Source organism: Jejuibacter sp. L23, assembly GCF_050815825.1.
GTDB classification, from domain to species: domain Bacteria; phylum Pseudomonadota; class Gammaproteobacteria; order Enterobacterales; family Enterobacteriaceae; genus Jejubacter; species Jejubacter calystegiae.
Genome location: NZ_CP138199.1, coordinates 5137875 through 5151464, shown reverse-complemented (window position 1 = coordinate 5151464; position 13590 = coordinate 5137875). Strand labels below are relative to the sequence as shown.

The 13590-nt window shown below is 59.0% G+C and carries 12 protein-coding genes and 1 pseudogene; 7 read left to right on the top strand and 6 right to left on the bottom strand.

Annotated elements, in window-relative coordinates:
• The 3 genes from SCU88_RS24575 to SCU88_RS24565 are packed head-to-tail and all read left to right on the top strand — an operon-like array spanning position 1 to position 3653.
• On the top strand, positions 1–816 hold the full coding sequence (locus tag SCU88_RS24575; RefSeq protein WP_175340164.1) for a methyltransferase domain-containing protein: 816 nt from the start codon (positions 1–3) through the stop codon (positions 814–816).
• Positions 813–1670 (top strand): ModD protein, encoded by an 858-nt coding sequence (gene modD / locus SCU88_RS24570; protein WP_175340163.1) that lies wholly within the window; start codon positions 813–815, stop codon positions 1668–1670. The genes SCU88_RS24575 and modD overlap by 4 nt, the downstream gene beginning before the upstream one ends.
• A 24-nt stretch (positions 1671–1694) precedes the next feature.
• Positions 1695–3653: a TonB-dependent receptor domain-containing protein gene (locus tag SCU88_RS24565; protein ID WP_175340162.1), complete on the top strand. Its 1959-nt coding sequence runs from the start codon at positions 1695–1697 to the stop codon at positions 3651–3653.
• 54 nt (positions 3654–3707) lie between these two features.
• On the opposite strand, the gene SCU88_RS24560 is transcribed toward SCU88_RS24565, so the two are convergent.
• Positions 3708–5060 carry a formimidoylglutamate deiminase gene (locus SCU88_RS24560; protein WP_175340161.1) on the bottom strand — a complete coding sequence of 451 codons (1353 nt, stop codon included), beginning with the start codon at positions 5058–5060 and terminating at the stop codon, positions 3708–3710.
• Positions 5061–5135: 75 nt separating this feature from the next.
• Between SCU88_RS24560 and hutI the strand changes: the two genes are divergently transcribed.
• Both hutI and hutG read left to right on the top strand, forming a co-directional pair.
• Entirely contained in the window at positions 5136–6359 is a 1224-nt protein-coding gene (gene hutI, locus SCU88_RS24555; protein ID WP_175340160.1) for an imidazolonepropionase, read from the top strand.
• On the top strand, positions 6356–7150 hold the full coding sequence (gene hutG / locus SCU88_RS24550; RefSeq protein WP_175340159.1) for an N-formylglutamate deformylase: 795 nt from the start codon (positions 6356–6358) through the stop codon (positions 7148–7150). The genes hutI and hutG overlap by 4 nt, the downstream gene beginning before the upstream one ends.
• 4 nt (positions 7151–7154) lie before the next feature.
• On the opposite strand, the gene SCU88_RS24545 is transcribed toward hutG, so the two are convergent.
• Positions 7155–8528, bottom strand: coding sequence for a purine-cytosine permease family protein (locus SCU88_RS24545; protein WP_241666617.1), 1374 nt, complete (start codon positions 8526–8528; stop codon positions 7155–7157).
• A 286-nt stretch (positions 8529–8814) separates the two neighbouring features.
• On the bottom strand, positions 8815–9210 hold the full coding sequence (locus tag SCU88_RS24540; protein WP_175340158.1) for a (R)-mandelonitrile lyase: 396 nt from the start codon (positions 9208–9210) through the stop codon (positions 8815–8817).
• 146 nt (positions 9211–9356) lie between these two features.
• Between SCU88_RS24540 and SCU88_RS24535 the strand changes: the two genes are divergently transcribed.
• Positions 9357–10250: a LysR substrate-binding domain-containing protein gene (locus tag SCU88_RS24535; RefSeq protein ID WP_175340157.1), complete on the top strand. Its 894-nt coding sequence runs from the start codon at positions 9357–9359 to the stop codon at positions 10248–10250.
• Between the two features lie 15 nt (positions 10251–10265).
• Here SCU88_RS24535 and SCU88_RS24530 read toward each other — a convergent pair whose 3' ends face one another.
• The 3 genes and pseudogenes from SCU88_RS24530 to SCU88_RS24520 all read right to left on the bottom strand — a co-directional run bounded on the left by SCU88_RS24530 (position 10266) and on the right by SCU88_RS24520 (position 12503).
• Complete coding sequence (locus tag SCU88_RS24530; protein ID WP_175340156.1) at positions 10266–11108, bottom strand: SDR family oxidoreductase; 843 nt, start codon at positions 11106–11108, stop codon at positions 10266–10268.
• A gap of 33 nt (positions 11109–11141) precedes the next feature.
• Positions 11142–11330: pseudogene (locus SCU88_RS24525) on the bottom strand (NAD(P)-dependent alcohol dehydrogenase); the annotation flags it as partial.
• Positions 11331–11501: 171 nt separating this feature from the next.
• The gene (locus SCU88_RS24520; RefSeq protein ID WP_138094949.1) at positions 11502–12503 is read right to left on the bottom strand and encodes a zinc-binding alcohol dehydrogenase family protein; all 1002 of its coding nucleotides are present in this window, start codon (positions 12501–12503) and stop codon (positions 11502–11504) included.
• A 174-nt stretch (positions 12504–12677) separates the two neighbouring features.
• Between SCU88_RS24520 and SCU88_RS24515 the strand changes: the two genes are divergently transcribed.
• Positions 12678–13583: a LysR family transcriptional regulator gene (locus tag SCU88_RS24515; protein WP_138094948.1), complete on the top strand. Its 906-nt coding sequence runs from the start codon at positions 12678–12680 to the stop codon at positions 13581–13583.
• Positions 13584–13590 lie beyond the last annotated feature (7 nt).

Below are 13590 nucleotides of genomic sequence, written 5' to 3'. Positions count from 1 at the left end.
ATGCTTATTGATCATATTGATTTTACAGAACTTTACCGCCAGCAGATGCGGCTGGCGCAGCGTACCGAAAAAACACCTGAGCACTGGGATCTGCGGGCGGAGAAAATGGCGACCCGGGGTGATGAACCGGAAAATAGCTATCTGCAACAGCTGCTGGCGAAGATCGATCTGCACGGCGCGCAGACACTGTTTGATATGGGGTGTGGGCCGGGAACGGTGGCGCTGGCGCTGGCAGACAAGCTGCGCGAAGTTTATGGCGTGGATTACAGTCCGGGGATGCTGGCGGTCGCCGCCAGGCGTGCGCAGGAGAGGGCGATTAAGAACGTTCACTGGGTAAAGCGGGCATGGGAAGACCCCTGGGATGATTTGCCACAGTGCGATATTGCGGTGGCTTCCCGCTCGACGCTGGTCGCCGATATCCGGCAGGCCATGGTTCGCCTTAACCGCATGGCACGCTTAAGAGTGTACACCACCCATATGGCCAGTAGCTCGTTCGTTCCGCCGTCGATTCTACGGGCGCTGGGGCGTGAGGTTGCAGAACTCCCGGATTATATCTATGCCCTGAACGTGCTCTATCAGATGGGGATACAGGCCCGGGTCGATTTTATTCGTGGTCAGTGTGAATACCGCCTGGATACCAGCACTTTTGAGCTGTTTGAGGAGAATATGCGCTGGCACCTGGGGGGGCTGGACGATGATGAGCGTCAGCGTCTGTATCGCTGGTACCAGCGATATGACGCCAGCGCGTTGGCGCCTGCGCGCCGCGACTGGGCGCTCATATACTGGGACAGCGTACCAGAGGAGAGGCTCAGATGATCTTCATCCCTCAGGCACTTACCGATACCTGGTTGCAGGAAGATATCTACGGTGGGGATGTGACTACCCGGGCTCTGGGTATTGGCGATATTCCCGGCCGGATAATCTTTTGCCACCGTGAAGGCGGCTGTGTCAGCGGTATTGTCGCGGGCAGGCAGATGCTTTGTGCCCTGGGGCTGTCGGTTACGACGCTTGCCTGTGACGGCGAGCGGGTGGCGCCGGGTCAGGCGCTGCTGACCGCCAGTGGTTGTGCTGCGGCGCTACATCAGGGCTGGAAGGCGGTGCAGAACGTGCTGGAGTGGAGCTGCGGCGTTTCCGGCTATCTGTCTGACATGCTCGCGGTGTTGCGTCAGCGTCACCCTGACGGCCATATTGCCTGCACCCGGAAGGTGATTCCCGGAACTAAACTGCTGGCAACTCAGGCTGTTATCGCCGCCGGTGGGTTGATTCACCGGGCCGGCTGCGCGGAAACAGTGTTGCTGTTCGCTAATCATCGGCGCTTTCTGGCGAATAACCAGGCGTGGCGGGATATCGTCGATCGCCTGCGGCGTGCGGCGCCGGAGAAAAAAATCGTCGTAGAGGCGGATACTCCGGATGAAGCCATGGCTGCGCTGGCGGCGGCGCCCGACCTTATCCAGCTCGATAAATTTACCCCCGACCAGGCCTTGCAGGTAGCGAAACAGGCCGCGATGACTGCCCCCGATTGTTCGCTGGCTCTGACCGGCGGCATAACGTCTGCCACGCTACCGGAATATCTCGATTGCGGCATCAGGCTGTTTGTGACCTCTGCACCTTATTACGCCACACCGGCGGATATTGGGGTCAGATTGATTCCGGAGAACTCTACCCAATGATCCCGATAATATGGAAACAGAAAAATGGAATTCTCAAGAAGCTGTCTTTATTCGGCGTTATCGCTCGTTTGCGCGTCTGATGTTCTCGCCACAGAAACGATGACCGTCTGGTCAAGCCCTGCTGCTGCGACCTCCACCATTCTGGACAGGCAAACCCTGACAGCGCTGGATAAAGAGAATGTGGCACAGGCGCTGAGTGTAGTACCCGGTGTGATCCTTCAGAAAAGCGGTGGCCGTAACGAATTACAGGTTAAGGTGCGCGGTTTTGATAGTCGTCAGGTACCGATATTTTTTGATGGTGTGCCGATATACGTTCCCTATGATGGCAATCTGGATTTAGGGCGCCTGTTAACGGCGGATATTGCTTCCATCGAGGTGGGAAAAGGCTACTCGTCATTGCTTCAGGGGCCTGGCCAGATGGGAGGCGCCATTAATATCACCACGGGCAGACCCACCAAACCGCTGGAAGTGAATGCCGGTTATCGTCAGGGCTGGGTTAGGGGTAAGGATAGCGGTTCTGAACGCTGGGCTTCGCTGGGGGTTAGTCATGATGCAGGCTATTTTCAGCTTAGCGGCACTCAGCGAAAACAACGGTTTCTGGGACTGCCTCACCGTGTCGATAATCCGGTGGCGGGAAGAGGTGGCCGTATGGCGAATTCGGCCGCCGACGATAAACGCGGGATCCTGAAACTGGGCGTGACACCTGGCTCCCGCGATGATTATTCCATCACCTATATTCGTCAGGACGGCAGCAAAGATAATCCGCCCTACGCGGGTAGCCACGATCAGCGGTCCCGCTACTGGCAGTGGCCGCAGTATGATAAAGAGAGCTATTACTTTCAGGGAATCACGGCGCTGGGAGAAACCCTGACGCTGAAAAGCCGACTTTACCGGGACACCTTTAAAAATACCCTGCTGATGTATAATTCGCTGGCTGACCTGAAGCGTAAGTCTGGTAGCTATAGCCACTATTCTGACTACAGCCACGGTGCAGGTTTGCAACTTGCCTCGGATGTGTGGTTCGGAGATTTACTCGCCTTCGCCGTGAACTGGAAGGATGATGTTCATCGGGAAAAAGGCGCGCGGGCGGCGCCGTATGACCGCTATCGGGATCGCACCTGGTCGCTGGCCAGCGAATATCAATGGAGCAGTGGCGATCGTGTTGAGGTGGTTGCGGGTATCAGCTATGACTGGCGCAACAGCCTGGAAGGTAAAAAACATGAGAAAAACGGTACGCTCACCCACTATGCCGGTAATCGCGTCTCGGCCTTTAACTGGCAGGTCATGACGAAATATCATGTTGATAACAAAAATAGTCTGGCATTTTCTGTCTCTGACCGAACCCGTTTCCCGACCCTGAAGGAGCGATATACCACCTCAAGACCGGCCTATAACCAGATAGCGCGGGTGAATCCCGGGCTGAAACCCGAGCGTGCATCTGGTGTTGATCTGACCTGGAATGGCGCCTTTAGCCACGACGGGCGTTACGAAGCCAGCCTTTATTACAACCGCGTTGACGATGCGATCGAGAGCCAGAGCATTGAAGGCGGGCTGGTGCAAAACCAGAATATCGGGCGGGTGGATTACGTGGGAATGGATATCGGCGTCCGTGGGCACCTGGTACCGATGCTGGAGGTAGGGCTGAGTTATGGGCTGGTTCACGCACAGGTGAAACGACGTAATACGGGTAATATCACCGGGCTTCCCACCCACACTGCGACGGTATGGTTTACTCTGGCGCCTTTGTCATCCCTGAGTCTGACGATCTCAGAAGAGGCGCGCTCCGCCAGCGATAGTGTCAGCTCTGGCACCCAGAAGGCGGCAGGTTTTGCGGTCACTCATTTGCGGGCTGACTACGAGATGGGTAAGGGGCTCAGCCTGAACGTTTCGATCAGCAACCTGTTCGATACCCGCTATGCCTATAGCGAAGGATTTACTGAGGAGGGACGACGTTATCAGGCTGGCGTAACGTATCGGTTCTGAGGAAAAATAAGCCCGCTGATGAATAGTCCGGCAGTGATATAAGTTGAATTATTTTTATAACTCCCTCATCACCCGCGCAAAGTCGCGGGCCGCCTGCTGTTCCAGCGGATGCGTTCTATCCTGAATCACTGCCCTGCCAGCGACCCAGACGTGGCGGATAGCGGTGCGATCGCCTGCAAACAGCCAGCGGTTTATCATATGCGCTTCGGGGCAGGTCCCCAGCCATGCGTCGTCGTCCAGTAGCAGCCAGTCGGCGCGCAGGCCGGGAGCCAGACGGCCGCCGCGAATGCCGCAGGCCTGAGCACCGCCGCTTGCCGCCTGCGACAGCAGCAGATTCCCGACCATGGGCTGCGCCCGGGTCGCCAGCCGGTTGCGTTGCCTGTCGCGCAGGCGCTGCCCGTATTCCAGCCAGCGCAGCTCTTCCAGCACGCTCAGCGAGACGTGGCTGTCCGAACCAATGCCCCAACGCCCGCCGTGGCGCAGGTAGTCGGTGGCGGGAAACAGACCGTCTCCCAGGCTGGCTTCGGTAGTGGGACACAGGCCAGCAATCGCGCCGCTGTGGGCCAGGGCTGCGGTTTCCTGCCCGGTCAGGTGAGTGGCATGCACCAGGCACCAGCGCTCATCCACCGGCGCATGGTCCAGCAGCCAGGCCACCGGCGTCTGACCTGACCAGGCCAGACAGTCCCGCACCTCTTTTTCCTGCTCTGCGATATGAATATGCACCGGGAGATGCGACCCGGCGTTGCCCAGCACCTCATCGATCTGCCGCTCGCTAACGGCGCGCAGCGAATGAAAACAGATACCGTGGTTGATGAGCCGCTCGTCGCGGATGGCCGCCGCAAGCCGTGTCTGAAGCTGAAGATAGTCGTCGGTCGAGTGAATAAAGCGGCGCTGACCGGCTTCCGGTGACCGTTCGCCAAAGCCGGACCAGCTATAGAGCGCGGGCAGCAGCGTCATACCAATACCGCTCTCCCGCGCCGCATGGATAAGCTGCCACAGCATATCGTCACCGGCGTAGTGGGTGCCGTCCGGCGCGTGGTGCAGATAGTGAAACTCTGCGACCTGGGTATAGCCCCCTTTCAGCATCGCGATATAGAGATAGCGGGCGATGATGCCCACCTGTTCCGGCGTCATGGCGCCGAGCAATTGATACATCCGGTCGCGCCAGGTCCAGAAGCTGTCGCTGTCGTCAGCGGCGACTTCGGTCAGCCCGGCCATCGCCCGCTGGAAGGCGTGGGAATGCAGGTTAGCGAGGCCGGGAATCATGATCCCCGCAAGCCGGTGGGCGCCTTCCGGTTTGGCATTGGGGGTCAGGGTTTCGATATTGCCATCGTGATTAACCTCAATGGCTACATCGCTGGCCAACTGGTCATCCAGTAAGGCACGCTCCACAAAATATCGGGTCATGGTTGATCCTCGCTGTCTTAGTTGTATATACATATACATACACTATGACGCACTGTAAATCATCGAAGAGGCGATATGGCTGAACAATCCAGTAATGATTGCGACTCGCTCTGGAGCGGCGCGGACCTGGTCACCATGCGCGACGGCGCATGGAATATTATTCGCGATGGCTTTATCGCCGTGACGGCAGGAAGGATAGTCGCGATCGGCCCGGCGCAGGAGGCGGTCCGCTTCAATCCGACCCATCGCCACCGCTTTGCGGGGGGAATTGTGACGCCAGGGTTTATCGACTGCCATACCCATCTGGTGTTTGGCGGCGACCGCAGCGCCGAGTTTGAACAGCGGCTTAACGGCGTGAGCTATGCCGATATCGCGGCTCAGGGCGGCGGCATTCTTTCCACGGTGCGGGCCACCCGTGAAGCCAGCCTGGAAACCCTGGTTGAACTGGCCCGGGAGCGGCTGGCGCTACTGATGGCGGACGGCGTCACTACGGTGGAGATCAAGTCCGGATACGGCCTGGATAAACCGACCGAACTGTGTATGCTGCGGGCCGCGCGTTGTCTGGGGGAGCAGATGCCGGTGGAGGTGGTGACCACCTGCCTGGCGGCTCATGCGGTGCCGCCGGAATATCGTGACCATCCTGATGACTGGATTCAGGTGGTGTGCGACGAACTGTTGCCGGAAGCCCACGCCGCCGGTCTGGCCGATGCGGTGGACGCCTTCTGCGAGCATCTGGCCTTTTCCCCCGCCCAGGTGGCGCAGGTGTTTGAGGCTGCCCGCAAGCTGGAGCTGCCGGTGAAGCTTCATGCCGAACAGCTTTCGGCGTTGGGCGGCGCGGAGCTTGCGGCACGCTATCAGGCGCTGTCTGCCGATCACCTGGAATATGCCACGGATGAAGATATTCGCGCGATGGCGGAGCACGGCACCGTAGCGGTACTGCTGCCCGGCGCCTTCTATCTGATGCGTGAAACGCAGCACCCTCCGGTGGCCGGTTTCCGGCAGCATAAGGTGCCGATGGCGCTGGCAAGCGATCTTAACCCTGGCACCTCTCCGGCGCTGTCGCTGCGGCTGATGCTCAATATGGGCTGTACCCTGTTTGGGCTGACGCCGGAAGAGGCTGTGGCGGGGGTGACTCTCAACGCCGCCCGGGCGCTCGGTCTTCAGGCAAGCCACGGCACCCTGGAGCCGGGGAAAGTGGCGGACTTCGTGCACTGGAACATTACCGAGCCCGCCGGGCTGGTGTACTGGCTCGGCGGTACCCTGCCGTGCGAGGTGGTCTACAGAGGAGAACTGCGATGATGGCGTATGATTTTCACCAGGGCAGCGCACCGCTGCTGGTCAGCATTCCCCATGCCGGAACCCGTTTGACGCCGGAAGCGGAGCAGGGGCTTAGCCCCGAAGCGCTGCCCCTGCCGGATACCGACTGGCATATCCCTGAACTCTATGATTTTGCCACCGGGCTGGGAGCCAGCATTATTCGCGGGCACTATTCGCGTTTTGTGGTCGATCTTAACCGGGCGCCGGACGACACACCGCTCTACGCCAGCGCCACCACCGGGCTGTTCCCTCAGACGCTGTTCGACGGCACACCCGCCTGGAAAGCAGGAAAGGAGCCGGATGATGCCTGTCGCCAGCGCTGGCTGGCGGAGATCTGGCAGCCTTATCATCAGAAACTCCAGGCAGAGCTGGCGCGCATCAGGCAGCAGCACGGCTATGTGGTGCTTTACGATGCCCACTCTATTGCTTCGGTGATACCCCGCCTGTTCGACGGCGCGCTGCCCGATATTAATTTGGGCACCAACGACGGCAGGAGCTGCCCGCCTGCCATGGCGCAGGCGATGGTTGAATTGTGCGAGTCATACCCGCAGTACCGCTATGTCCTGAATGGTCGCTTTAAGGGCGGCTATATCACTCGCCAGTACGGCTCCCCGGCTCGACGTCAGTATGCGGTGCAGGTCGAACTGGCGCAGTGCAACTATATGCGCGAAAGCCATCCTTTCAACCTGGTCGATGACAAGGCAAAGGCGCTGAAGCCATTGCTCCGCGCCTTTCTTGAAAGGCTGGCGAACGGCGGGGATTTTGGGGCATAGTCGTTCAGGGGAGCCGGGTTTGCTCCGGCAACCGGCGCCGGTCAAAACGTCGCAGGCTGTAGTAGAGAATGGCGGTAAAGAACCAGCCGATAATCCACGAGATATCGTTACCGCCAAACAGCCAGGTCAGCCCTCCCTGCCAGAACGCGTTAGCGACAAACGGCACCTGAATCGCCAGTCCCAGCAGATAAACCGCAATACCATAACCATTCCAGCGTCCGTAGCGGCCATGGGGGGCGCTCAGGGCCGGAATGTCTACCTTGCCTCTGGAAATCAGGTAGTAATCCGTCAGGCTCATGGCGCTCCAGGGAATAAAACAGGCCAGCAGTAACAGCAGAAAATGGGTGAAGCTTTTCAGGAAGTCAGGCTCGCTGAGCAGCGCAATAGCACAGGAAAGGCCGACCATCGTCACCACAAACAGCGTGCGCGTTCTCTGGCCGATGGCGGTGGTCTTGCGAAAGCCGCAGACGATGGTGGTGAGCGACATAAAGCTGCCATAGGCGTTCATGGTGGTGAAGGTTATCTTGCCGAAACAGATGGCGAAATAGATGACCATCGCCATGGCGCCGCTGTTACCCAGGCCAACGATATAGCTGACTTCGTTGCCGGAAAAGGCGCTACCGGCAATGGCGGCGGCGAACACTCCCAGCGTCATGGAAGCCTGGGTACCGAGCACCGTGCCGCAAAAGGCGGCGCTAAAGACGGAGCGAGCCGAAACGGTATGGGGCAGATAGCGGGAGTAGTCAGAAACATAGGGGCAGAAGGCCAGCTGCCAGGAGGCGGAAAGCGACACCGCCAGCAAAAAGGAAGACAGCGTGAAGTGGCGATTGTGCAGAAGCGTGGCGACATCGTTGGACAGCAGCAGCGTCACAAACAGCCAGGCGAAAGCCAGAATCCCCATAACGCTCGCCAGTTTGCCCAGCTTATGAATCACCCGGTAGCCCAGAATCGCCACCACGATGATGATGGCGCTGAACAGCATCATGCCGGTGCTGTTGCCCACGTGCAGCAGTTGCGCCATCGCCTGTCCGGCCAGCACCGTGCCGCTCGCCGAAAAGCCGATGTACATCAGGCAGGCCAGCACCAGCGGGATCACCGCGCCATAAACGCCAAACTGCACCCGGCTGATAATCATCTGCGGCATGCCGAAGCGTGGTCCCTGAATGGCGTGCAGCGCCATCACAGCGGCCCCCAGAATCTGGCCGGTCAACAGACCCACCAGCGACCAGACCACATCGCCCCCCAGCACTACCGTCAGCGCGCCGGTGACGATGGCCGTGATTTGCAGATTGCCGCCAAACCACAGGGTGAACTGGCTGAAAGGGTGGCCGTGACGCTCCGTATGGGGAATGTAGTCGATAGACCGGAACTCCCTCAGCGAGACCCCCGGCGCGTTGGTTGTTTGAGTATGGATCGATGGGGAAGACATAGGTTCTCCTTGTCAGGATGAGTTGCGCCAGTGGCGGCGGGAAGATGACAGGCAGAACGTCGCAATCTGCGAATGACTATGGTTGTATATACAAGATCGAAGAACAGACTGTCACAGCCAGGGAGAATTGGCAAGTCACTGAGTCATATTAAAAATTTATTTAACGGGCGGATTGGATAACGTGGGGGAATGTAACGAAAAGGGCTCGCGCCGGGCGTACTGCCCGGCGGCGGGATTATTTTTGGTATTGCCGATCGGTGACCTGCTCAAGCCAGGTCACCGGTGAACCATCCACCGACTCGGCAATGGCGATATGGGTCATGGCGTTATCCGGCGTGGCGCCGTGCCAGTGTTTTACCTTTTCAGGGATCCAGACGATATCGCCCTGGTTCATCTCTTCAATGGCTTCGCCTTCGCACTGAATCCACCCTTTGCCGTGGGTGACAATCAACGTCTGGCCCAGTGGGTGGGTGTGCCAGGCGGTACGGGCGCCGGGTTCAAAGGTGACGGTTGCGCCGCCCACTTTTGCGGGCTCTGTGGCCTGGAACGGGGAATCGATACGCACCCGGCCAGTAAAGTAGTTTTCCGGTCCCTGAACGGAGGGGGTTGAGGCGTTGCGGATAATTTTCATGGCAGGTTCTCCATTGGTGAATTGCTGATGGAATAAGCGTAACAGGCGTGGCTCAGGTTGATTAGCGGGCAAAATGTGAATGGACTCATGAGATAAGCTCATAACTGAGCATATACTGGGGGATAAGATCTTACCGGAGCGCCCTTTTGCTTAAAGAGAATTTTAACGACCTGATCGCCTTTCTGGTGGTGGCCAGGGAGCGCAGTTTCACCCGCGCCGCCGCCAGGTTGGGGCTTTCCCAGTCGGCGCTCAGCCATTCGATGCGCGCGCTGGAAGAGCGAATGGGCATTCGTCTGTTGACCCGTACCACCCGCAGCGTCTCGCCTACTGAAGCCGGTGAACGGTTGCTGGAGCGTATTGGTCCGCACTTCAGCGAAATTGAGCTGGAGCTCAGTCTGTTAAAGGAGTTGCGTGATCGGCCTGCGGGCAATATTCGTATCACTGCCGGTGAGCACGCCGTCGATACCGTGCTCTGGCCGGTGTTGCAGGGCTTTCTGACTCAGTGGCCGGATATTCATGTGGAAGTCACCGTAGATAATACGCTGATGGATATTGTCAGCCACCGCTTTGACGCCGGTATCCGGCTGGGCGAACAGGTGGCGAAGGATATGGTGGCGGTTCCCGTCAGCCCGCCGATGCGCATGGCGGTGGTAGGGTCGCCCGACTGGTTTGCCCGCCATGCGCCGCCGCAGACCCCGGCGGATCTTCAGCACCATCGCTGTGTGAATATGCGCCTGCCGACCCTGGGGGGGATGCTGCCGTGGGAGTTTTCTGCCGACGGTAAAGAGCTGCGGGTCAGGGTGGAGGGGCAGTTGACCATTAACGACTTGCGCCACCGTATCGCCGCCGCCCGGGCGGGCTTAGGTCTGATTTATCTGCCGGAAAACTGCGTGGAGCAGGAACTGGAGGAAGGGAGCCTGGTGCGGGTGCTGGAGTCCTGGTGTGAGCCATTCCCTGGCTACTACCTTTACTATCCCAGCCGCAGACAGCATACCCGGGCCTTCTCCCTGCTGGTGGAGGCGCTGCGCTATCGTGAATGATAGCGCCGGGGAAGGTTACCGGCCGTCAGGAATGTCGGTGGAGGCCGCCTGTTTACGCTGGGTTTCAAAATCCGTAATGCGCTGGCGCAGCACGGCGATGGTGTTTTGCAGGGCTTTGGAGCCCAGCACCATACGCAACGGCGCTGGGTCGATGTCCACGCTTTCGATAATGCGTGCCGCCATGCGCTCTGGGCAGCCCGGCGCCAGGCCGTTGGCGGGATCCAGCATGCTCTGGAAAGCATGGGCGGGGCTGGTGTCGTATTCCGGCATCAGTTTAGCCACGCGGGCGCTGCCGTAGCGAAACTCGGTACGGGCGCCGCCGGGCTCTACCAGCGTCATACCAATGTCGAAGGGGGCCACTTCGTGCGCCACGGACTCCACAAAGCCTTCGATACCCCACTTGGTGGCGTGGTACAGCGAGTTGCCCGGAAAAGCCACCTGCCCGCCGTAAGAGGAGATCTGAATAATCCGCCCGCCGCCCTGCTGGCGCATATGGGGCAGGGCGCTGCGAATAAGCTGGATGGCGCCCGTCAGATTGGTCGCAATTATTTGCTGAATCTCATCATCGCTCAGCTCTTCGGCGGCGCCAAACAGGCCATAACCGGCATTACTGATAACCACATCGATACGCCCGTGCTGACGCCAGGCATCATCGACGGTTCGACGCACGGCGGCGCTGTCCGTCATCTCCAGCAGCGGTGCGCTAAATGTTTTTGGCCAGTTTTCCAGCAGATCCTCTACTTTGCCGTGGCTGCGTACCGTACCGATCACGCGATCGCCTTTCTGTAACAGCTGCTGTGTTAGCGCGCGGCCAAAACCGCTACTCACGCCGGTAATGAACCAGGTTCGTTGCGTCATTATTTGCCTCCATCATTTGCGGCTGTAGCGGGGTCAGGCCTTTAGCGTGCCCATATCGATAACAAAGCGGTACTTCACATCGCTCTTTTCCATACGTTCGAAGGCGTGGTTAATATTCTGGATATCAATCATTTCCACGTCCGCAGTAATGCCGTGCTCGCCGCAGAAATCCAGCATCTCCTGAGTTTCTGCAATGCCGCCGATGCAGGAACCGGCCACGGCGACAATCACTATAGACCATGGACAGACGAGCCACTACAGACGATAACGATATGCTGTTATGAATCCGATGCATTAATGCGTAACCCGCAAGAGTCGTAACGCCAGAGCCTGGCGTATGACATCTTTGCCAGGCAGAGGGTTAAGGCGGTAGCGCTTGAATAGCAAAAGAGGTTAAAACCCTGCCAGCACAATCTTCCCGCGCGCTTTACCGCTTTCGATTAACGCGTGGGCCTTGCGCAGGTTCTGCGCGTTGATTTGGCCGTAGTGGTCACCCAGGGTGGAACGCAGGGTGCCGTTATCAATCAGGCGGCTGACGTTTTCCAGAATTTCATGCTGACGTTGCATATCCTCGGTCTGAAAGATAGCGCGGGTAAACATCAGCTCCCAGTGCAGTGAAACGGCCTTGCGTTTCAGCGGCATCACATCAAGCACTTCCGGATCGTCGATGACCCCCATCCGCCCCTGGGGCGCCAGCGCTTCTACAATCTGAGGGAAGTGCTTATCGGTATGGGTCAGGCTGGCCACGTAACGTACCTGGTCGATGCCGATTTTTTTCAGCTCTTCGGCCAGCGGACGGCTGTGATCGATAACATGATGAGCGCCCAGGGATTTCACCCATTCGGCGGTTTCCGGCCGCGAGGCGGTACCGATCACGGTCAGCGACGTAAGCTGGCGCGCCAGTTGGGTCATGATAGAGCCCACACCGCCGCCCGCACCGACAATCAGCAGCGCCGCATCTTCTTTTTCGCCCACCTGCAGGCGGTCAAATAGCAGTTCCCAGGCGGTGAGGGAGGTTAACGGCAGCGCCGCGGCATCGGCATCGCCCAGGGAGCGCGGCTTATGTCCCGCGATGCGTTCATCCACCAGGCCATATTCGGCATAGGCGCCGGGCCGCACAATAGAGCCTGCGTAAAACACTTCATCGCCGGGTTGAAACAGCGTCACGCTTTCACCCACGGCTTCCACTTCGCCAACGGCATCCCAACCCAGAATGCGCGGCGTATCGGTCGGCGCGCCGTTGCGGACTTTGGTATCCACCGGGTTAACGGAGATGGCGCGGATTTTAACCAGCAGATCGTGGGCGCCGGGCTGCGGTTTGGGCAGCTCGGTTTCATACAGCGACTGGGGGTCGGTAATGGGTAAACCGTTCTGGCTGTAGACAATGGCTTTCATAACGCTTCCTTATAAAGTGGTGAATAAACGGCGCCCACGGTGCCGCGTTGCTAAAAAAACAGGGTAGCCGCCGCGCTATCAGCGAAAAACGGCAGATAAAGAGCAGGACTTTCACTCCTGCAGTGAAAATCATTTACAGTGTTAGCCGTCGCTTCTAAGTATTGGGGGTACCGGATGATTCGTCTGGAAGATATCAGGCTGTTTGTTCGCTCCGCCGCGCTGGGCAGTTTTTCCAACGCGGCGCGCGAAGCCAATCTGCTGCCTGGCCAGGTGAGCGCGGCGGTGCAGCGCCTGGAGCGGGAACTGGATAAGCGGCTGTTCGCCCGTTCCACCCGCAGCCTGAGGCTGACGGCGGAAGGGGAAAGGTATCTGCCCTATGCGCTGGAGATGCTGGAGGTCGTCCAGGCGGGCGCGGAAAGTTTGCACAGCGGCGATGAAGCCTTCAGCGGCGAATTGAAAATCTCCGTCCCTTCCGATACCGGCCGCAATGTGCTGCTGGCGGCGATTACCGCGTTTTGTGAACAGCACCCTAAGCTCACGCTGCGGCTGGCGCTTTCCGACAGGATAAGCGATGTGTTTCGCGATCCGGTGGATGTGGCAATCCGCTATGGCGTGCTGGATGACAGCAGCTATGTGGCTCTGCCGCTGGCGCAAGATAATCGTCGGGTGCTGGCGGCTTCGCCGGACTATCTGGCGCGTTACGGCAGGCCGGAAAGTCTGGACGCTCTGGCCAGTCACCACTGCATTCTGTTTACCATCAACGGTCATGCGTGGGATCGCTGGCCGTTTGATACCGAAGAGGGGCCGAGGGAGTTAAAAATTCACGGCAGACTGATTAGCGACGACGCCGATGTGGCCCGGCGCTGGGCGGTGGCAGGTATGGGGATTGTCTATAAATCGTGGATCGATCTCTATCCGGATATCGCCGCCGGCAGGCTGGAGATATTGCTGCCGCAGATTCCGGGCCAGGCGGCGCCCCTGAACTTTATCTGCCCCCACCGGCGTCAGTTTTCTCCGGCCATTCGCGGGCTTTACCGCCAGTTGCAGCAGGCGCTAAGCGAAATGACCGGGCGGCGGTAGCGCCGCC